Source organism: Nocardia goodfellowii, assembly GCF_017875645.1.
Classification (GTDB): domain Bacteria; phylum Actinomycetota; class Actinomycetes; order Mycobacteriales; family Mycobacteriaceae; genus Nocardia; species Nocardia goodfellowii.
Map to the genome: position 1 here is coordinate 3,466,832 of NZ_JAGGMR010000001.1, position 18,625 is coordinate 3,485,456.

Annotated in this window: 20 protein-coding genes; 14 read left to right on the forward strand and 6 right to left on the reverse strand. The window is 68.6% G+C overall.

What is annotated here, in order from left to right; all coding sequences use genetic code 11:
* The first annotated feature begins 42 nt into the window (after positions 1-42).
* The 3 genes from BJ987_RS15740 to BJ987_RS15750 are packed head-to-tail and all read left to right on the forward strand — an operon-like array spanning position 43 to position 1,907.
* Positions 43-333: a DUF503 domain-containing protein gene (locus tag BJ987_RS15740; RefSeq protein WP_194814472.1), complete on the forward strand. Its 291-nt coding sequence runs from the start codon at positions 43-45 to the stop codon at positions 331-333.
* An 18-nt stretch (positions 334-351) separates the two neighbouring features.
* Positions 352-792 (forward strand): 30S ribosome-binding factor RbfA, encoded by a 441-nt coding sequence (gene rbfA / locus BJ987_RS15745; RefSeq protein ID WP_209890136.1) that lies wholly within the window; start codon positions 352-354, stop codon positions 790-792.
* Between the two features lie 8 nt (positions 793-800).
* Positions 801-1,907, forward strand: a complete 1,107-nt coding sequence (locus BJ987_RS15750) for a DHH family phosphoesterase (protein WP_245365981.1) — start codon at positions 801-803, stop codon at positions 1,905-1,907.
* A 33-nt stretch (positions 1,908-1,940) separates the two neighbouring features.
* Here the strand turns inward: BJ987_RS15750 and BJ987_RS15755 are convergent, their stop codons facing one another.
* On the reverse strand, positions 1,941-2,441 hold the full coding sequence (locus BJ987_RS15755) for a GNAT family N-acetyltransferase (protein ID WP_209890139.1): 501 nt from the start codon (positions 2,439-2,441) through the stop codon (positions 1,941-1,943).
* Positions 2,442-2,616: 175 nt separating this feature from the next.
* Here BJ987_RS15755 and BJ987_RS15760 point away from each other — a divergent pair, with 175 nt between their 5' ends.
* Complete coding sequence (locus BJ987_RS15760; RefSeq protein WP_245367066.1) at positions 2,617-3,939, forward strand: MATE family efflux transporter; 1,323 nt, start codon at positions 2,617-2,619, stop codon at positions 3,937-3,939.
* A gap of 3 nt (positions 3,940-3,942) precedes the next feature.
* Here BJ987_RS15760 and BJ987_RS15765 read toward each other — a convergent pair whose 3' ends face one another.
* Positions 3,943-4,410, reverse strand: a complete 468-nt coding sequence (locus BJ987_RS15765) for an SRPBCC family protein (protein ID WP_209890144.1) — start codon at positions 4,408-4,410, stop codon at positions 3,943-3,945.
* Positions 4,411-4,467: 57 nt separating this feature from the next.
* Entirely contained in the window at positions 4,468-5,085 is a 618-nt protein-coding gene (locus BJ987_RS15770; RefSeq protein ID WP_209890147.1) for a DUF6461 domain-containing protein, read from the reverse strand.
* 72 nt (positions 5,086-5,157) lie between these two features.
* Here BJ987_RS15770 and BJ987_RS15775 point away from each other — a divergent pair, with 72 nt between their 5' ends.
* Together BJ987_RS15775 and BJ987_RS15780 are read left to right on the forward strand one after the other, a co-directional pair.
* On the forward strand, positions 5,158-6,150 hold the full coding sequence (locus BJ987_RS15775; RefSeq protein WP_209890150.1) for a permease: 993 nt from the start codon (positions 5,158-5,160) through the stop codon (positions 6,148-6,150).
* Positions 6,147-6,872, forward strand: a complete 726-nt coding sequence (locus tag BJ987_RS15780) for a TIGR03943 family putative permease subunit (RefSeq protein WP_209890153.1) — start codon at positions 6,147-6,149, stop codon at positions 6,870-6,872. Before BJ987_RS15775 ends, BJ987_RS15780 begins: the two co-directional genes overlap by 4 nt.
* Positions 6,873-6,887: 15 nt before the next feature.
* Here the strand turns inward: BJ987_RS15780 and grpE are convergent, their stop codons facing one another.
* A complete protein-coding gene (gene grpE / locus BJ987_RS15785; protein WP_209890156.1) occupies positions 6,888-7,454 on the reverse strand; it encodes a nucleotide exchange factor GrpE in 567 nt (188 codons plus the stop codon).
* 104 nt (positions 7,455-7,558) lie between these two features.
* On the opposite strand from grpE, the gene BJ987_RS15790 reads away from it, so the two are divergent.
* The 5 genes from BJ987_RS15790 to truB all read left to right on the forward strand — a co-directional run bounded on the left by BJ987_RS15790 (position 7,559) and on the right by truB (position 14,769).
* Complete coding sequence (locus BJ987_RS15790; protein WP_209890159.1) at positions 7,559-9,256, forward strand: Hsp70 family protein; 1,698 nt, start codon at positions 7,559-7,561, stop codon at positions 9,254-9,256.
* Between the two features lie 6 nt (positions 9,257-9,262).
* The gene (locus BJ987_RS15795) at positions 9,263-12,010 is read left to right on the forward strand and encodes a SaeA-related protein (RefSeq protein ID WP_209890162.1); all 2,748 of its coding nucleotides are present in this window, start codon (positions 9,263-9,265) and stop codon (positions 12,008-12,010) included.
* Positions 12,011-12,184: 174 nt separating this feature from the next.
* On the forward strand, positions 12,185-13,126 hold the full coding sequence (locus BJ987_RS15800) for a metallophosphoesterase family protein (RefSeq protein WP_245367068.1): 942 nt from the start codon (positions 12,185-12,187) through the stop codon (positions 13,124-13,126).
* Positions 13,127-13,180: 54 nt separating this feature from the next.
* Positions 13,181-13,849: a 4'-phosphopantetheinyl transferase Npt gene (gene npt / locus BJ987_RS15805; protein WP_209890168.1), complete on the forward strand. Its 669-nt coding sequence runs from the start codon at positions 13,181-13,183 to the stop codon at positions 13,847-13,849.
* Entirely contained in the window at positions 13,849-14,769 is a 921-nt protein-coding gene (truB, locus tag BJ987_RS15810) for a tRNA pseudouridine(55) synthase TruB (RefSeq protein WP_209890171.1), read from the forward strand. The genes npt and truB overlap by 1 nt, the downstream gene beginning before the upstream one ends.
* On the opposite strand, the gene BJ987_RS15815 is transcribed toward truB, so the two are convergent.
* Positions 14,707-15,369, reverse strand: coding sequence for a TetR/AcrR family transcriptional regulator (locus tag BJ987_RS15815; RefSeq protein ID WP_209890174.1), 663 nt, complete (start codon positions 15,367-15,369; stop codon positions 14,707-14,709). The genes truB and BJ987_RS15815 overlap by 63 nt on opposite strands.
* A gap of 114 nt (positions 15,370-15,483) precedes the next feature.
* Here BJ987_RS15815 and BJ987_RS15820 point away from each other — a divergent pair, with 114 nt between their 5' ends.
* Positions 15,484-15,912 (forward strand): DUF4345 domain-containing protein, encoded by a 429-nt coding sequence (locus BJ987_RS15820; RefSeq protein ID WP_209890177.1) that lies wholly within the window; start codon positions 15,484-15,486, stop codon positions 15,910-15,912.
* A gap of 34 nt (positions 15,913-15,946) precedes the next feature.
* On the opposite strand, the gene BJ987_RS15825 is transcribed toward BJ987_RS15820, so the two are convergent.
* A complete protein-coding gene (locus BJ987_RS15825; RefSeq protein WP_209890180.1) occupies positions 15,947-16,753 on the reverse strand; it encodes an alpha/beta fold hydrolase in 807 nt (268 codons plus the stop codon).
* A gap of 169 nt (positions 16,754-16,922) precedes the next feature.
* On the opposite strand from BJ987_RS15825, the gene BJ987_RS15830 reads away from it, so the two are divergent.
* On the forward strand, positions 16,923-17,342 hold the full coding sequence (locus BJ987_RS15830) for an EF-hand domain-containing protein (RefSeq protein WP_209890183.1): 420 nt from the start codon (positions 16,923-16,925) through the stop codon (positions 17,340-17,342).
* A 420-nt stretch (positions 17,343-17,762) separates the two neighbouring features.
* A complete protein-coding gene (locus BJ987_RS15835; RefSeq protein WP_209890186.1) occupies positions 17,763-18,614 on the forward strand; it encodes a hypothetical protein in 852 nt (283 codons plus the stop codon).
* The last annotated feature ends 11 nt before the right edge of the window (positions 18,615-18,625 follow it).

Here is an 18,625-nt window from a genome sequence, read left to right on the forward strand (position 1 = left end):
GAGCGCGGCGTTCGTCCATCCACACAGCAAACGGGGGTTTATATGTTTCTTGGTGCGCTCGAATTCGACATCCTGCTCGGCGACGTTCATTCGCTGAAAGAAAAGCGTTCGGTGATCCGTCCGATATTGGCGGAGTTACAACGTTTCGGCGTCAGTGCCGCGGAGGGCGGGGAACAGGACCGCTACCGCCGCTCGTTGCTGGGGGTGGCCTTGGTCAGTTCCGGCATGGACCATCTGACCCAGGTACTCGATCGGTGTGAACGCACCGTGGCGGCACGTCCGGAGTTAGAGTTGCTGGCAGTGCGCCGGCGTATCTTCGGACCTGAAGACTGATTTAGAGAGGGGATGGCCATGGCAGATCCAGCCAGGGCACGCCGACTCGCCAAGCGGATTTCCGAGATCGTGGCAACCGCGATCGACCACGAGGTGAAAGACCCGCGGCTGCGTTTCGTCACGGTGACCGACGCCAAGGTCACCGGTGACCTGCGCGACGCCACGGTGTACTACACGGTCATGGGTGAGACGGTGGACGCCGAACCCGATTACGCCGCGGCGGCCGCCGGTTTGGAGAAGGCCAGGGGCGTTCTGCGTTCCAAGGTCGGCGCGGGCACCGGGGTGAAGTTCACGCCCACGTTGGCCTTCGTGCTCGACAAGGTTCCCGAGGTCGCCCGCGACATGGAGGAACTGCTGGCACGCGCCAGGGCCGCCGACGAGGCAGTCGCGGCGGCGCGGGCCAATGCCACGCCGGCGGGTGACGCCGACCCGTACAAGATCGACCGCGGCGACGAGTAACGAGCGTAATGACACTCAGCGGGAAGCCGGCGGGGGACGGCCGCGATCGGATCGGTGCGATGTCGCATGGATCGAGCGCGGTCGTCGGGGCGGCTGAGCGGGCCGCCGAGCATGATGGGGCCGCCCCCGCCGCGCTGCCGTTCGACGCCGCCATCGCGGCCTTGGCGGCGGCGAAGTCGGTGACCGTCGTCTGCCATGTGCAGCCGGACGCCGACACCGTCGGCAGCGGCCTGGCCCTGGCCCTGGTGTTCTCGCGACGCGGCATCCCGGTGTGGGTGTCTTTCGCCGAACCGGCCGAGCTGCCGCTGTCCATGCATACACTGCCGGGGCTGCGGCATCTGGTACCGCCGGCCGAGGTGCCCGCGGAAACCGACCTGCTGATCGCCGTGGATTGCGGCAGCGCCGGTCGGCTCGGCGCGCTCGCCAGTCGATTGGCCGGCGCCGCAACGACTTTGGTGATCGACCATCACCGCTCCAATACCGGGTTCGGCACCATCGGCGTGGTCGATCCCGATGCCGAATCGACGACCGCCGTGATCGCGCGCCTGCTCGATGCCTGGGGTGAGCCGATCGACGCGGATGTCGCGCATTGTCTCTACGCGGGCCTGGTCACCGACACCGGGTCCTTCCGCTGGGTTCGTCCCGGCACCCACGCGTTGGCCGAGCGTCTGCTGGCCACCGGCATCGACGGCCCCGAAATCGCTCGGACGCTGCTCGACACCCACCCGTTCGCGTGGCTGCCGATGCTGGCGCGCGTCCTCGGCACCGCACGCCTGGAGCCCGGCGTTCGCGATGGCACCGGTCTGGCCTACGTCTTCGTTCGCCGTGCGGACGAAGACGGTGTCGGTTCGGAGGAAGTCGAAAGCGTCATCGACATCGTCCGTACCACCACCGAAGCCGGAATCGCCGCGGTCTTCAAGGAATCCCGCACCGTCGACGACCGCTGGACGGTGTCGCTGCGGTCCCGGGACTCGGGGCCGGGCATGCGTGACGGCATCGACGTCGCCGCAGTGGCGACGGCCCTCGGCGGTGGCGGGCACCGCTACGCCGCGGGCTACACCACCTACGGCAGTCCCGACGCGATCGTCGCCGCCCTGCTGACCGCACTCGGCTGAATCGCCGGATCGCTACGCGCGCAACGGATTCCGTCAGCGGCGCATATGCAGGGAACGCTCGCCGCCGAACTCCTCGGCCGTGTGGACCTCGAACCCGAGGCGCTCGGCGACTCGGAGCGACGGCTCATTGGACACCGTGATGTCGGCGGCTATCGGCACGCCGGGCAACTGCCGCTGCGCCCAATCGACGACCGCCGCGGCCATTTCGGTCGCGTAGCCCTTTCCCCAGGCCCGCGGCCAGAAACGGTAGGCGAGGTTCAATACCTGTTCGCCGTGCCATTCGAGATACCGCACGCCGCCGAAGCCCAGAATGTCGTCGGGATGATCTCGCTCGGACACGATCAGGTATCCGAAACCGTGCTCGGTCCACTGCTGGAGCCACATGTCGAACAGTGCGCGCGCACCGTCGGCGGTATGTGGTTTCGGGTTCAGCCGCTCGGCTTCCGGGTCGGTCTGTAGCGCGACCACGGTCTCGCGGTCCGACTCGCGCGGCTTGCGCAGGACCAGCCGCTCGGTCCTCATCTCGGTCAGCATCGGATCGACTGTATCGCCGCGCGCGGTTGGCCGCTCATCGATAAACGGCCCGGAATTCGCGGAGGCGTAGGACGAATTGTCGGTGCGGGATGGTTGGGTGGGGAGGTCGGGTTGTCGAGGTGGGAGGTTCGGAGTGAGTCGGCGACGAGAAGGTTCGCCGCACGGCGATCCGGCGCTGGATGTCGGGCCGAAGCGGATTCTCGGGTTGGCGTTGCCTGCGCTCGGAGTGCTGGTGGCCGAGCCGATGTATCTGCTGTTCGATATGGCCGTCGTGGGGCGGCTGGGTGCGCTGGCGCTGGCAGGGCTGGCGGTCGGCGGATTGATCTTGGCGCAGGTGAGTTCGCAGCTGACGTTCCTGTCCTACGGCACCACGGCCCGCTCGGCGCGGCGGCACGGCGCGGGCGATGATCGCGGAGCGGTGGCCGAAGGAGTGCAGGCCACCTGGATCGCGGTGGCGGTGGGTGCGCTGATAGTCGTGGTGGTGCAGGCGTTCGCGGTGCCGCTGACGAACGCGATCGCCGGTGGCGGCGACATCGCGGCGGAGGCGTTGCTGTGGCTGCGGATCGCGGTGTTCGGGGTGCCGTTGATCCTCATCTCGATGGCGGGCAACGGATGGCTGCGCGGTGTGCAGGATATTGTGCGTCCGCTGATGTATGTCGTTGCGGGCCTGCTGCTTTCGGCGGTGCTGTGCCCGGTGCTGGTGCACGGCCTGCTCGGCGCGCCGCACCTGGGGCTGCCCGGATCGGCGGTGGCCAATCTCGCCGGGCAGTCGGTGAGCGGCGTGCTGTTCCTGTATGCGCTGGTGCGCGAACGGGTTTCGCTCGCACCGCGCTGGTCGGTGATCAAGGCGCAACTGGTGCTGGGCCGCGACCTGATCGCCCGCAGTCTCGCCTTCCAGGCTTGCTTCGTGTCGGCGGCGGCGGTGGCGGCCCGGTTCGGCGCCGCCTCGGTGGCGGCGCACCAACTGGTCCTGCAACTGTGGTCTTTCCTGGCCTTGACACTGGATTCGCTCGCCATCGCGGCGCAGACCTTGGTGGGGGCGGCACTGGGCGCCGGTCAGGCAGCCGGTGCCCAGCGACTGGCGCGGCGCATCACCGAGTGGTCCACGGTGTTCGCGCTCGTCCTGGCCGCCGCTTTCGCGGCGGGCTACAGCGCGATCCCGAAGCTGTTCACCACCGATCCCGCCGTGCTGGACCGTACCGGCGTGGCGTGGTGGTTCTTCGTCGCGATCATCCCGGTGGCGGGTGTCGTCTTCGCTCTGGACGGCGTCCTGCTCGGCGCGGGCGACGCCGCGTTCCTGCGCACCGCGACGCTGGGTGCGGCCCTGGTCGGCTTCCTGCCCGCCATCTGGCTGTCGCTGCTCTTCGACTGGGGTATCGCGGGCATCTGGACCGGTCTGGTCGCCTTCATGCTGCTGCGGCTGGCCGCGGTCGTATGGCGGGCGCTGTCCGGGCGCTGGGCACTGGTGGGCGCCGATGTGCCCGCGGGCAGTGCGTAGCGCTCAGGCCGGATGGTGGTCGGTGACGGCGCTCAGTTCGAGATCGTGCTCGAGCAGGGCTTTCATCGAACACAGCGCGGTGGAGAAGCCGCCGACGGTGTCGTTGAGCCACTGGACCAGTTCGTCGCCGGTGCCGTGGAACCCGGTTTCGGTGACTTCGACGAAGGTGGTTTCCGCGGCCTGCGGGGTGAATTTCAGTTCGACCGTGGTCGGCTGCTCGTAGTTGCCCCACTCGAAGCGGATTGTGCGGTCCTGGTCGACCGCGAGCACCTTGACGTCGGCGGACGCGCCGTAAGTCTCCCATTCCCACCGTAATTCGGCTCCGGCGACCATCGGCCCGCTGCTCCGGCTGTACCAGAACCGGGAGGTTACGGCCGGGTCGGTGAAAGCGCGGAACACCTCCTCGGCCGGCCTGCGGACGAGCATGCAGGCGTATGCCGCCGGAACGTGGGTGAGCTCGAATCGCTGCATGGACACGATCATGCACGCCGGCGGCTGGTCGCGAGGCCGGATGCCGATCGTGTCCGGCTAAGCGCGCGGCAGCGGTACGAGACCGCAGGTGAATTCGGCGGTCTCGAAGAGTTCCGGTGTGATGTGCACACCGGTGAGCCGGTGCGCCAGGGCGAAGGCGGCTTCGGTGTGCGCGTCGTAGTCGCGGTCGTCCTCCTCGCTCAGGTCGAAGCCCGATTCGCGCATCACGGTGCTGATCTCCTCGGCCCGGCTGCCCGCACGGTCGTGCGCGAAGAGCGGTTCGAAATGCAGGCGCAACTCACCGTCCTCGTACCAATAGAAGTGGTCCACCGCGTTGACATTGCGAAAATGCGACACGACGGTGCGGCCACGCGACAGGGCTGCCAGCGCCGGAGTCGTGCCCAGGTACCCGTTGAACTCGACCAGCAAGGACCAGTCGCCGATCGGGGTGATGCCGACGAACAGTTTGTCGCCCGCGTGGTCGTCCCAGGCGTCGAAGCTCGGCTCCTGTAAGGCATCCACGCCCGTCCGTGCGGCCGCCGGTGCGGCGTTCAGCGCACTGAGCAGCGTCTCGGGGGTGATATCCCGAATGAGCGTGAGGCAGTACGCCTCCATCAGGTCCGGGTATAGCTCTTCCAGCCATTCGTAATCCGCTGCGGTTGTCGTGCCAGTCATGCGGTCAGCCTCGCACGCGGTCGCGGAGCAGACATACCTGGAAACGATATTCAGTACTGGCAAGATGTGGGCATGCTCGAGAAACAGCCGGTGCGGGGCGGAGTGTCCTCGACGTATGTGCTCGTCGGCTTGCTGGTGCTCGGAGCTCTGGTGCAGACGTGGCTGGCATCGGCGGTCGGGGCGACGGCACGGTTGCAGACGGCGCTGACGGTGTTCGTCGGGGTGTTCGTGCAGGCGGTTCCGTTCCTCGTGCTGGGCGTGCTGGTCAGCGGGTGCATCGCGGCGTTCGTTTCGCCTGCGGTGTTGCGAAAGGTGCTGCCGCGCAACGAGTCGGCCGCGATCGGGGTGGCCGGCCTGGCGGGAATGGCGTTGCCCGGATGCGAGTGCGGGGTCGTCCCGGTGGCCCGGCGCCTGATCGATCAGGGTGCGCCCAGTTCGGTGGCGCTGGCGTTTCTGCTGTCCGCGCCCGCGATCAATCCGGTGGTGCTGGTGGCGACGGCGGTCGCGTTTCCGGGGGAGCCGGGGATGGTGGGGGCGCGGTTCGCCGGTTCGCTGGCGACCGCGATCGTGATGGGGCTGATCTGGTCGCGCATCGGACAGCCGGGCTGGATGCTGCCGCGCGGCGGGCACGACCACTGCGCGACCGGCCGCACTCGATGGGAGGTTTTCTCCGAGGCCGCTCGGCACGACTTCCTGCAGGCCGCGGCATTTCTGGTGCTGGGCGCGGCCGCGGCCGCGGCATTGCATGTGCTGGTGCCGCCGTCCTGGTACGAGCGGCTCGCCGGTCAGATGCTGATCGCGATCCTGGTGCTGGCCGTGCTCGCCGTGGTGCTCGCGCTGTGCTCGGAAGCCGACGCTTTCGTCGCCGCGAGCATGTCCAGCTTGCCGCTGCTGCCGCGCTTGGTGTTCCTGGTGGTCGGACCGGCCGTCGACGTGAAGCTGTTCGCCATGCAGGCGGGCAGCTTCGGCCGCCTCTTCGCCCTGCGCTTCTCGCCGCTGACCTTTCTCGTCGCGGTCACCTGCGGCACGCTCGCCGGGTACGTCTTCCTCGGCGGTGCCCGGTGACCCGCGAGGCGCAGAACCTGCTGCTGCTACTCCTCGGCGCGGCGGTCCTGATGATCACCCTCGACGGCACCTACCTCAACTACGTCAAACCGGGACTGTTCCCTTTCCTGCTGATCAGCGGCCTGGTCATCGTGGCATTGGCGCTGGTGGCCATCGGCCGCGACATTTGGGGCGGGCGCGCGACTCCCGGGCACGAGCACGGCACCGGCCGGTCCCAATGGCTGCTGCTGATCCCGGTCGCGGCGCTGCTGTTGATCGCTCCGCCCGCGCTCGGCGCGGGCGGAGCGGAGACCACCGCGCCGGTGCGGGTCGTCCCGGATTCGCCTGGTGAGCAACCGCGGACCTGGCCGTTCCCGCCCCTGCCCGCGGAACCCGTTCCGGCGCTGTCGATCTCCGAACTGGTCGCTCGCGCCACCCTCGACTCGCTGCATTCGCTGGACGGGCGGACCGTGCTGATCCGCGGTTTCGTCCTGCGCGGCGAACGCACCGAGGGGATAGACCTGGCCCGCGTCGCCATCACCTGCTGCGTCGCCGACGCGCGCTACGTCCGCGTCCACCTGGCGGGCCTTCCCGAGGAGTTCGCCGAGGACACCTGGCTCGAGATCCGCGGCCGGATCGAACCCGGCAGCGCCCACCGTGATCCGGACCGCACGCCGACCCTCGCCGTCGCCGAGTACCAGCCGATCGAACGGCCGGAACATCCCTACGAAAAGGTGCGCTGACCAGCTGAAGCGGATTCAGTCCGCGTCGCGGTGCCGGCGGACGACCACGCTCGCCGGGCGGATCGAGCGATCGGCGACCGACAATCCCGGCTGGATCACAGCGTCGACGGTGCGGTCCGCCGCCGGATCGGCGGTCGGGGCGACAGCGCTGGCTTCCATGGTGCGGGGGTCGAAGGCGTCGTCGGGCCGGGGCGCGACCAGGAGCGCGCCACGGCCCGCCAGCAGTCGCTCCACCCGGGTGGCGATGGCGGCGAAACCGTCGCGCTCACGGTCGGATTCGGCGGTCGAGGCGCATGCCGCGGCATCGTTGTGCAGGGCGAACAGTTCGACGATCATGGGTAGGTCCGCACCCGCGCGGTCCTGCTGCGCGCGGGCTTTCGCGTCGTCGGTGAGGCGTTCGATGGTGGCGGCCTGGCGGGCGATCACCCGCGAGAGGTCGCCGACCTGCTCCACCAGGCGAGTGAGGGTCTGCTGCACGGGATCGGATTGCGCCGCGGTCGCTTCCGGTTCGGGGCGGGCGCGCCGGATCGGTCCGGTCGGTCCGTCGAATTCCTCGGCGTGCTGCGCGACTGATTCAGACATATCCGCACGATAACCCGCATCGCCGTGGAAGGGGCGGGGCGGCAGTCGAATTGGCTGATCGCCTGCTGGGACGGTGTCGGATTCGGCTGCTACCATCGCCTGCCATGGGGGTCTACGGGATCGACCTGGGCACAACGAACTCGGCAATCGCGCGGATCGACGCCGACGGTCGTCCAGAAGTCATGGTTGGAATGAACGGCGAGCCGACGGTGCCGTCGGTAGTGCTGTTCGCGTCCGCGTTCGATCATCTGGTCGGGGAGGGCGCCCGGCGGCAGGCCCGGCTCGATCCGGAACACGTGTGCGCGCTGGTGAAGCGGCGGATGGGTGATGCCGACTGGCGGTTCACCGCACACGGGGAAAGCTGGTCCGCGCCCGCGGTGTCGGCACTGATCCTGAAGAGCCTCGCCGCTGACGCCGAGTTCGGCGGTGGCGGCCCGGTGCAGCGTGCGGTGATCACAGTGCCCGCCTACTTCGGCGACGAGGAACGCCGCGCCACCATCCAGGCGGGCAACTACGCGGGCTTTGATGTGGCGGGCGTGCTGTCCGAGCCCATTGCCGCCGCCCTCTCCTACGGGTTCGGCCGGCTCGACGGCAGCACCGACATCGGCGCCGGACTCAGCAAAGACGCGGCCCCCCGGGAAACGGTTCTGGTCTACGACCTCGGCGGCGGTACCTTCGACGCCACCGTCATCGAGTTGGCCGACCGCCGCATCTCGGTGCTCGCGGTCGAGGGTGATCACCAGCTCGGCGGAGCCGACTGGGACGAGCGCATCGCGCTGTATCTGTCCCAGCAGTTCTGCGCGGCCAACCCGGAGGCCGAAGACCCGCTGGACGATTCGGCCGGTTCGCAGATGCTGGTGCTGGCCGCCGAACGCGCCAAATGCGAGCTGAGCGAGGTCGAGCGCACCGATGTGGTGGTCGCGCACGACGGCGCCCGCGCGGTGATCTCGCTGACCCGCGCGGAAGTCGAATCGATGACCTCCTCGCTCATGCGGCGCACGCTCGACCTCACCAGGGACTGCCTGGCCGCCGCGGGTAAACGCGGGGTCGCCTCGGTCGACCGGCTGCTGCTGGTCGGTGGTTCCTCGCGAATGCCGATGGTGGCGCGGGAACTGCAGGCCGAGCTCGGTTTGACCGGAGAGCTACGCGACCCCGATCTATCGGTGGCCCGCGGCGCGGCGCTCTACGGTGAGAAGCTGGAGATGGAGCGGTTGATCATCGCGGATCTGGTCACCCGCGGCCGGCTCCGTGACGGTTCGCCCCTGACCGAAGCCTCCCCGGCGGACCTCGACCAAGCCGTAGCCCGGGTCGCGGCGTCCTTCGGCCAGCCGGTGAGCCTGGTCCGCCGGATGCTGGAAGTCCAAGTCGACACGGTGGTTTCCCGCGGTTTCGGCGTGCTGGCGCTGGACACGCATTACGGGCTGTCCGCCGCCTGGCTGGTGCACCGCAATCAAACGCTACCGGTGCGGGTGCGCAGATCCTTCGGCACCATCCGCGAGGATCAGGATCAAATCGAACTCACCATCGTCGAACAGCAGGGCCAAGCCGCGTCGGTCCGGCCAGAGGACACGAAAGTGCTGGTGGAGGGCCGCATTCGGGGGATCCCGCCCGGCTATCCGGCGGGCAGCGAGGTGCGCGTCACCTTCGAGATGGGGTTCGACGGCGTCCTGCACGTCACCGCCCACCACGTCGACGCCGATATGCCGTTGACCTTGTCCGCGCAGACCGGCGCCACCCTGTCCCAATCGGATGTGGCGCGGGAGCTGGACCAAGTGCAGCGTTCCCGCCGTCGCGCGAGCTGAGCCGCCATGGAAGCCTTCGTTCCCAACGACTACCGCAAACGCGTCCTCGCCGACGTAGAACGCCGCGGCGGGATTGAGTTCTCGGATCCGTTCGAGCTCTACGACATTCCGCTCGACGAAGCCGAAACGCTCAGCGACGCCGAGGTTTCCGCGCGAGTCGCGGAGGTGTGGGGCTTCTGGCAGAAACAGCGCGACCATCCGAAATATCGAGTGCTCGTCGGGCTGCTGGTCGATGGGCACGAACACCGCTCGGAGTTGCTGCTGCACAGCGGTTCTCGTCGCGCCGAAGCGCTGCGGGTCCGCAACGAACGACAGCAGCGCGACGCCGAACGTTTCGAAATGCTCGACACCGCCATCTCCCGGCTGGTGCAGCGCTACGGGGGTGTGCCCGCCGGTAAGGTCGCCGGACTGGAGGAAATCGGCGCGATGGGCGGCCTCACCGCCGCCGAGGTCGCCGCCCGGCTGCGCCGCCATCGCGTCATCGAGGATCAGGCCGCGCCGAGCGTACTCACCGACCAGCGGCGCAAACAGATCCGCCAACTCCTCAGCGAATGGGAGCGCCTACTCGACGGCCCGCCCACACCGACGCTGTTCGCGCTGCTGCAAGTCGAGCCGAGCAAGGCAACCCACCCGAACGAGATCCGGCTGCGCGCCGACGCGCTGCGCGCCCGATCCCGCGAACTGCCGCCCGGCCGGGTCCGGGTGGTGCTCGACGAACTGCTGGTGCACGTGCACGACCTGCTCGAGGCCGGTCCCGCGGTCGCCGAGGACTACGTTCGCTCGATCACCGAAGACGTTGCCGCCGAACTGCGTCCGAAGGTCCGCGCCGCGGTGCTGGTGGAGGACCAGCTGGTCGGCGAAGACTACGAATTCCTGCTCGAAGAAGCGATCGAGCTTGGCCTCGCCCGTCCTGACGCGATCCGCTTGCTCGCCGAGCTCGCGGGTGCGCTCGGGGCGCGCATCGAAAGCGCCCCGGCCGCAACGCCCTACGCATCGGACACGCGACCCCCGGTCAACGCCCGCGCGGCGCGCTCGGCCCCGCATCGGAGTGCGAGTCCTGGCTCGTCGCGCGAGTGGGAAGAGCCGCTCAAGGCCGCGCGCGCCGCACTACGGGCGGGCCGTCCGCAGGAGGCCGCGCGCCACGTCGCGGAGGCCAGACAGCTCGACGCGGGCGCGCACGGCGGCGCCACCCCCATCCGCCCGGTCGCCGACGAGGTCGAACGAGTCCTCGCCGAAGCGGCCGCCCACTGGCGCGACGCCACCGCCGCCTGCGCCGCGAAACGCTTCGTCGCCGCCACCCAGCACCTGGAATACCTGCGGCGCAATGCCGCCGACGTCCCTCCGCCCACCGGCCAGAGCACCACCCTCGATCAGCTGCTGACCCAAGCCCGAGAAGCCGTCGCCACCGCGGATCGACTGGTCGCCGAAGCCGACTCCGGCCCGGCCCAAGACCGCACCCGCACCCTGCTCGCCGCCCAATCCGCCTGCGCCGACCACGCCGCCGCGGCCGCCGCCCTCGCCGCCACCCCCATCGAACCCCCCGGCAGCATCCACGCCACCCGCCTACCCAACGGCTCGGTCCATATCACCTGGACCCCTTCACCCACCGCCGACGCCGACTACAAAGTCACCCGCCTGCAACCCGACGGCTCCTGGCGCGTCGTCGGCCGCACCCGCACCACCGAACTCGAAGACGGCGGCGCCCCACCCACCGGCCTCCCGGTCTACGGAGTAGCCGCCACCGTCGCCGGCCGCTACTCCGACACAACCCGCTCCGACGCCCCACCCACCAGCGCGCCGCCACTGAGCCAGCCGCTCGCCGCGGCCCAGCCGATGTCCCCCGCGACCTCATCGAACCAAGCCCTCGACCCCACCCAACCAGCCTCACCACCCCAAACAGCCCAGCCGCATCCGGCGACGCATACCACCCCGAACCAGCCTGAGTCGCTACCGAATTCACCGGAACCGGCCAATGGTGCCGGGTCGACCCCGCCGATTTCCATGTCCCGGCCGTCGAGGCTGTCTGGGACCATCCCGTCGAGTGAATCCGGTGGCGCTGCGACTTCGGAGTCCGGGCCTGATCAGCCGGTCTTCACAGCTCCATCATCGAGATCGTCTGACACCGCGCCATCGAGTGAGCCCATGGAGGCGATGCCAACGGCTTCGGAGGTCCGGCCTGGTCAGCCCGTTCCGGCTGCGCACACCGCCGACGCGAACCAGTCCGCGCGGATGCCGTATCAGGCTGAACCGGCCAACGATCCCGGGGCGGGTCCGCCGATTTCCATGTCCCGGCCGTCGAGGTATGGCGAGCCGGAACTCTCAGACGAGTTCGGTGGCGGCGGGGCGGGTTCTGGGTCCCGGACCGAGTCGGCGGCTGGGGGTCAGGCTGAGTACTCGGTTGGGGGCGCGGTTCGGGACGCCGATGCTCTTCCGGATGAACCGAATCCGAGTGGGATCCCCACCGTTGGCAATCTAGCTCTCCGCGATGGGCGGTTGACCTTCGAGTGGCCTGCCGGAGTCACCGAGGTCATGGTGGTATCGCGGCCTGACGCGCCGCCGATCACGCCGACCGACCCGCAGGCCGTTTCGTGGAAGGTCACCAACACTCGCTACGAAATCGATGGCGGGGTTCCGATCCAGCCGACTCTTACGCCGTGTCATCTTGCTGTGGCTTCTTGTCGGCGCGCGCCCAATGGGACGCTCGTCGTCGCCTCCGGTTTCGCGGCGACGGCTCGGCTGCATTGCGGTCCTTGATCGCGCGGGGTTATGGCTCCGAGGGCGCAGTCGCCCGCGGCGTAGTCCTCCGGTCCGGACCGCTCAGGTCGTGCTAACGCCCTGTTCAGCCCCACATCGGCACGGGGTTTCCCGGAGCTGATCGTGCTCGTCTCGCGCGCGTGTGCCAAGGTGGGTGTGGTGATACCCAAGTTGATGGCGGTGAGCGATATTCATGTCGGGCACCAGGGGAATCGGCCGGTGGTCGAGCAGATCACGGCGGATTCGCCGGAGGATTGGCTGATCGTTGCCGGGGATGTGGGGGAGAAGACCGACGATATCCGGTGGGCACTGGAGTTGTTGCGGAGCCGGTTCGCGAAGGTGATCTGGGTGCCGGGGAACCACGAATTGTGGACCACGCCAAAGGATCCGGTGCAAATGCATGGTGCGGCCCGGTACGACTATCTGGTGTCGATCTGCCGGGATCTGGATGTGGTGACGCCCGAGGATCCGTTCCCGGTGTGGGCGGGCGCGGGCGCGGAGGAGTTCGGCGGGCCGGTGACGCTGGTGCCGATGTTTCTGCTCTACGACTATTCGTTCCTGCCGAAGGGCGCAACCACCAAGGCCGAGGGCCTGGCCATCGCCCGCGAACGCAATGTCGTCGCCACCGACGAGTTCATGCTCTCGCCCGACCCGTATCTGACCCGCGATGCCTGGTGTCATGCCCGGGTACAGGCGACCAAACGCCGTCTGGACGCGCTGCCACCGGACACTCCGCTGGTCATGATCAACCATTTCCCGATGGTCCGCCAGCCCACCGACGTCCTGTTCTACCCGGAGTTCGCGCTCTGGTGCGGCACCGACCGCACCGCCGACTGGCACACCACCTACAACGTCGTGTGCTCGGTCTACGGCCATCTGCACATCCCGCGCACCTCCTACTACGACGGTGTCCGCTTCGAGGAGGTCTCCCTCGGCTACCCGCGCGAATGGCAGCGCCGCGGCCTGCCCGATCCGCTGCTCCGGCAAATCCTGCCCACGCCGACCTACCCGCCGGGCTCGCTGAACAAATTCGGCGGTCACTTCGAACTGACCCCCGAAATGGAGGAGGCGGCCGCCGCCATGCGCGAGCGCGCCGATCGCCGCCGGGGCGTGTGAGCCGAGGGTGGGCGTGCGGTGTCGGGCACGGCCACTCGACTACGCTCGTCGGTGATGATCGAGAACATTTTGCCCAGTGGCGTCGCGTCCGCTGAACTGCTGGAGTACCCGGCGGATCTGAAGGCGCATCCGGCGGAAGAGCATCTCATCGCGAAGTCGGTGGAGAAGCGTCGGCGAGATTTCATCGGGGCTCGGCACTGTGCCCGCCTGGCGCTGGAGCAGTTGGGTGAGCCTCCGGTGGCGATCGGTAAGGGCGAGCGAGGCGCGCCGGTGTGGCCGCGCGGCATCGTCGGCAGCCTGACGCACACCGAGGGGTATCGGGCGGCCGCGCTGGCGCATCGGTTGCGCTTCCGCTCGGTCGGTATCGACGCCGAACCGCATGCCGAACTGCCGGAGGGTGTCCTCGATTCGGTGAGCCTGCCGCAGGAGCGGGAATGGTTGCGCGACAGCGCCACCGGTCTGCACCTCGATCGCTTGCTGTTCTGCGCGAAGGAGGCCACCTACAAGGCGTGGTTTCCGCTGACGGCGCGCTGGCTCGGTTTCGAGGACGCGCACATCACCTTCACCCTCGACGACGTCTCCGACGGCGCGGGCGCCGGCACGTTCCACAGCGCGATCCTGGTCCCCGGCCAGGCCAATGACGGTGGCGCGCCGCTGATCTCGTTCGACGGCCGCTGGGTGATCGCCGACGGCCGCATCCTGACCGCGATCGTGCACGGCTGATGGCCGCCGCACCCGCACTCGGCGGCCTGCTGATCGTCGACAAGGACGGCGGCTGGACCAGCCACGATGTCGTCGCCAAGAGCCGAAGGCTGCTGCGTACGAAGAAGGTCGGGCACGCGGGCACTCTCGACCCGATGGCCACCGGCGTGCTGGTGCTCGGGGTGGAACGGGCCACGAAGCTGCTCGGCCTGCTCACGCTGACCACCAAGGCGTATACCGCCACCATCCGTCTCGGCCGGTCCACCGACACCGACGACGCCGAAGGCGAAGTGCTGGCGACCACTCCGGCGCTGCACGTGCGCGACGACGAAATAGCTACGCGGGTAAAGGCTTTGACCGGCGCCATCGAGCAGGTTCCGGCCACGGTCAGCGCCATCAAGGTCGACGGCGAGCGCGCCTACGCCCGTGCCCGCGCGGGCGAGGATGTGCGGTTGGCTGCTCGTCCGGTCACCGTCTCCCGTTTCGATGTCCTTGCCCGGCACGACGTTCCGGACGGCGAGTTCGTCGACCTGGACGTCGAGGTCGAGTGTTCCTCCGGCACCTATATTCGCGCGCTGGCCCGGGACCTCGGTGCCGCACTCGGCGTCGGCGGCCACCTGACCGCGTTGCGCCGCACCAGGGTCGGCCCGTTCACCCTCGAAAACGCGCGCACCCTGGGCGCGTTGGCGGCCGCCGCGGAAGCCGATCCCGAGGCGTCCTTGCTGAGCCTCGATATGGACGCGGCCGTTCGAACCGCTTTCCCGCATCGCGACATCGACGAATCGCAGGCACACGACCTCCGCAACGGCCGCTGGCTCGATCCGATCGGCATCCCCGGTGTCTACGCCGCCATCGATCCCTCCGGTCAGGCCATCGCCCTACTCCAGGAAAGTGGCAGGCGCGCCGCCTCGGTCATGGTCGTCCGCCCGTCCAATCTCTGATCCCGGCGCGCGACCCGGCTCGGCGGGCAGGATCGTGCCGAGTGCGCCCAGCAGCGCGCCGACGCCGATGTCGCGCAACTGTTTACGGCTCATCGTGTGGTTCTCCAGCCAGTCGACGGTCAGTACCCGGAAGAAGGTCAGCCAGCTCCGCAGCACCGACGACGTGATAGTGCGTGCGCTGCCTTGCACGCCGATGACATCGAGCAGTCGCCGGCGCAGTTCGTCCAGTTCGCCGGTGATGATCGACTGCACCATCGGGTCGGTGGCGAGGACCTTGTTGGCGGCCAGCACCGCGTGCGCGTTGGCCTCGAAGTAGTCCAGGTGGGCGTCCAATCCGGCCACCAGCTGTTCGAGCAGTGGCTGCGCGGGGTCCAGTTCGGTGACCACCAGGAGCTGTTCGGCCGCTCGCTGGTATACGGCGACGAAAAGTTCGCGCTTGCTGGCGAAGTGCCGGTACAGCAGGGCACGCGAGATGCCCGCCGCGGCGGCGACGTCCTCCATCAGCACCTCGTCGTAGGGGCGCTCGGCGAACAGCCGCTCGCCCGCTTCCACCAGGAGGCGGCGGCGTTCGTCGGGGGCGAGGCGGCGGCGAGTACTCACTCCGCGAATCTTAGTTGACGTGCGTCTACTACCGGTCGTACGCTGCCCTTAGTAGATGCGCGTCTACTAAGGAATTCGCCGCTCGGGTGATTCGCCGCCAACAGGAGGAACGCCATGCCGAAGCTGCTCAAAATCTTGGCTCTGACCATGGGCATCGCCTGCGTCGCGATCGGATTCGCCCATATCGCCCTCGGCAACGCCTCGGTGCCGGAGATGGCCGACGCGGGCGTCACCGCCGACAGCCAGAGTCGCTTCTTCGGCGCGATCTTCGCCGGATACGGCGCCGCCTGGATCTGGGCCGCCCGTCGGTCCCCGATTCCCGCGCCCGCTATCCGCTGGCTCGCGGGCATCTTCCTGCTCGGCGCGTTCGCCCGGGTGGTCTCGCTGGCCGTGCACGGCTGGCCGCACTGGTTCCAAATCGTGCTCACCGTCATCGAATTCGTGCTCCCGCCGCTGTTCTACCGGCTGGCCGACGCGGACGAGAAGCGAGTGCGGGAAGAGCGGGAATCGTTGGCTCCCAATCGGTCCCGCTCCCTCGCCTAGGAATCGACGCACGACCGGCTGAGCGGACCGGCGCTCAGCCGCGCAGGAATCCTGCCACGTCGTCGGGGAACCGGCTGTCCGCGATCGCGGAGTTGTGATCGCGGCCCTCGTACAACTTCAGGGTTGCCCCGGGGATGCCGTCCGCGGTGTCGCGGAACATCTGCGCGGGGTAGGCGAGGTCTTTGTCGCCGCCGACAACCATGGTGGGTGCCTTGATTTCGGCGAGCCGCTCCCGGATATCCCACTCGTCCTCGGCGTCGATGACTCGAATGGCATCGGTGTAGTCGCCGTCGGCCGGGCGCATCATCGGGTCCAGCAGCCACAGCAGCCCGGCCATCAGCCGCTGTCCGAGCCGGGACGTGCTGGCGATCGACGCCCACGCGGTGGCGGGCCGCTTCCCGGCCGCGGCCAGTTCCGCGAACCGGCGCATGGCGGCCCGCCCGCTCGGGCTCAACGTGTAGGCGGAACTGGTAACCACAAGGCGGCGAACGATTTCCGGGTGCTCCAGCGCCAGGTGCTGGGCCACCGACCCGCCGGTGGAGTAGCCGAGCGCGTCGACCGGCTCGCCGAATTCGCCCTGGAGCGCCTCGGCCAGATCCGTCGTGATGTCGGACATGGTGGTGCCCGCCGCGAGGCCGGGGCGCCGGTTCACCACATACACCGTGTGCCGCTCGCCCAGGGCGAGAAACGGCTTCACCATGAACTTCCGGGCGCTGCCGCGGAGATTCCCGTTCTCGGCCGTGGAGCCGGGGAGTGCGATGAGCGGCGATCCGCTGCCGAAGCTCAGGTAGGTCAGCCCATTGGGGAACTGGCCTTCGTGGATGTCGAGTTTGCTGGTCATGGTGGCCTCCGGTGATGCAGTAGCGATACTCGAAGTCTAGCGGAATAAATCATTCCGTTCCAGTCGAACTCGGAAGTTTCTCCGACCGAAGTCCAAAGCCGGTCCGCGCACGTACAGTGGCTGGCGTCCGCCGCGGCGACCGGCGGCCGTGCCGACGAGGGGTAATGCGATGAGTGCACATCCGGATTCGTTCGATCTGTGGGACCGCGACGGCGACGGTCAGGTATCCGTCGAGGACATCATCATCGGCATCCGCGCCCAGGGCATCGAGGTCGACGACGCGTCGGTCGAGCGCATGGTCGCCGCCGCCGACACCAACGGCGACTTCCTGGTCTCCCGAGCCGAATTCGACGCCGCCCTGGTCGCGGGCAAGATCGAGGTCACCGACGCCGACGCGGCCTTCCAGGTCTTCGACGTCAACCAGGACGGCAAGATCTCCGTCGAAGAACTCGAACAGCTCATCCGCCAGGTCGGCCAAGGCATGATCGACGGCCCCGCCGACGTCCTGCTCGATGCCGCCGACGCCGACGGCGACGGCTTCCTCTCGCCTCCGGAATTCCGCTCCCTGCTCGAATTCCTCTGCCGCTGAACCTGATCCGGCGAAGTCCGCGCGGCTATGCGAGGGCGGCGGCCCGGCTCAAGTAATCCTGGGGGAAATTCCTAGGTCGCGAGCGCACCTTTGAGGTGTCGGCCCAATAGTGGGCCGCGGTCGGGTGCCCTGTGGCGGGCCCGATCGGCGCGCCCATCAGCTCGGGCATCCGCAGGATTCGAGCGAAAGGCCGTGGCGATCATGAGGCATGGACTCGTCCGGAAGACGGTGGTTCTCGCTACGTTGACGGTGCTGACTGTGGGCTGCGGAAGCAATTCCGAGCCCACCAGTCGGATGCCGGAGCCGACGAGATCGGCTCCCGCCACCCCGATCCGATCGGGATCGACGGATACCGGCGTGACCGACACTCCGCCATCGGACCCGAAACCTGGTCCGCCACAACTTGCTACAGGCGTCGCGATGATCGTCACCCGGACGTTGTCGAACCAGCCGGTGCCGCACGTTCCGGTCTCCCTGCGGCTCATCCAACCCTGTGATCCCGCGAACGGCGACATCCCCGACGACGGCCAGGAGGTGCGCCGGTGGGACGCCACCACCGATGCCGCGGGGCGCGCGATCTTCACCGTCCCGGTGGGCTGCTATCGGATGGGGATGGGCGAGCCGCCCGCGGGCAGCACCCCCGTGCCGGAGGGCTACCACCATCTGTTCCTCAGCCGGCCCGATTCGACAGTCGAGGGCGCCTTCCGCTTCGAGGACCCGGCCGGACAGTGCTCCGCCCAGTCGATCGTGTCCGACCTCGCTGCGGAGGGGCGACTCTATGCGGAACAAGAGGATTGGACCCGGGCCACGGTCCGCGACTGCGCGGACGCGTGGGGCGTGATCAGCTGGAACACGCCGGGTGACACCCAGCGCGTCGTCCGTCGCGTCGGTGAGCGCTGGAGCACCTACGTCATCTTTCCGCACTTCGACTGCTGGAGCGACGCGGCCGCCGATGGCGTGCCGGAACGTCTGCGGGACTACTTCCATGCCTGCACGAGCCGGGCGTGCACCGCGAATGCCATCGTCGGCGATCTGATGAGACAGGGCGAACTGTATCCGGGACAAGAGAATCCGTCGCTGCTGCAGATCATGGATTGCTCCGGCAGCTGGGCGCTCATCAGTTGGAACACCCCTGGCGACACCGCTCGCATCATTCAGTACAACGGCCACAGCTGGACCACCTACGTGCGCTTCCCACACGACGAATGCTGGTCCCGAGCCGTCACAACGGGCGTTCCCCAACGCCTCCAGCCGCACTTCGGCAACTGCTGATCGGTCCTCGC

Bases quoted from the DNA above. Each gene is read 5' to 3' on its own strand.
- BJ987_RS15755 (WP_209890139.1), bottom strand. From the start codon at position 2,441: ATGCTGACCGAGATGAGGACCGAGCGGCTGGTCCTGCGCAAGCCGCGC.
- truB (WP_209890171.1), top strand. From the start codon at position 13,849: ATGGCCGCCGCACCCGCACTCGGCGGCCTGCTGATCGTCGACAAGGAC.
- grpE (WP_209890156.1), bottom strand. From the start codon at position 7,454: ATGTCTGAATCAGTCGCGCAGCACGCCGAGGAATTCGACGGACCGACC.
- rbfA (WP_209890136.1), top strand. From the start codon at position 352: ATGGCAGATCCAGCCAGGGCACGCCGACTCGCCAAGCGGATTTCCGAG.
- BJ987_RS15740 (WP_194814472.1), top strand. From the start codon at position 43: ATGTTTCTTGGTGCGCTCGAATTCGACATCCTGCTCGGCGACGTTCAT.
- BJ987_RS15825 (WP_209890180.1), bottom strand. From the start codon at position 16,753: ATGACCAGCAAACTCGACATCCACGAAGGCCAGTTCCCCAATGGGCTG.
- BJ987_RS15795 (WP_209890162.1), top strand. From the start codon at position 9,263: ATGGAAGCCTTCGTTCCCAACGACTACCGCAAACGCGTCCTCGCCGAC.
- BJ987_RS15790 (WP_209890159.1), top strand. From the start codon at position 7,559: ATGGGGGTCTACGGGATCGACCTGGGCACAACGAACTCGGCAATCGCG.
- BJ987_RS15830 (WP_209890183.1), top strand. From the start codon at position 16,923: ATGAGTGCACATCCGGATTCGTTCGATCTGTGGGACCGCGACGGCGAC.
- BJ987_RS15800 (WP_245367068.1), top strand. From the start codon at position 12,185: ATGGCGGTGAGCGATATTCATGTCGGGCACCAGGGGAATCGGCCGGTG.
- BJ987_RS15765 (WP_209890144.1), bottom strand. From the start codon at position 4,410: ATGCAGCGATTCGAGCTCACCCACGTTCCGGCGGCATACGCCTGCATG.
- BJ987_RS15750 (WP_245365981.1), top strand. From the start codon at position 801: ATGACACTCAGCGGGAAGCCGGCGGGGGACGGCCGCGATCGGATCGGT.
- BJ987_RS15820 (WP_209890177.1), top strand. From the start codon at position 15,484: ATGCCGAAGCTGCTCAAAATCTTGGCTCTGACCATGGGCATCGCCTGC.
- npt (WP_209890168.1), top strand. From the start codon at position 13,181: ATGATCGAGAACATTTTGCCCAGTGGCGTCGCGTCCGCTGAACTGCTG.
- BJ987_RS15770 (WP_209890147.1), bottom strand. From the start codon at position 5,085: ATGACTGGCACGACAACCGCAGCGGATTACGAATGGCTGGAAGAGCTA.
- BJ987_RS15835 (WP_209890186.1), top strand. From the start codon at position 17,763: ATGATCGTCACCCGGACGTTGTCGAACCAGCCGGTGCCGCACGTTCCG.
- BJ987_RS15775 (WP_209890150.1), top strand. From the start codon at position 5,158: ATGCTCGAGAAACAGCCGGTGCGGGGCGGAGTGTCCTCGACGTATGTG.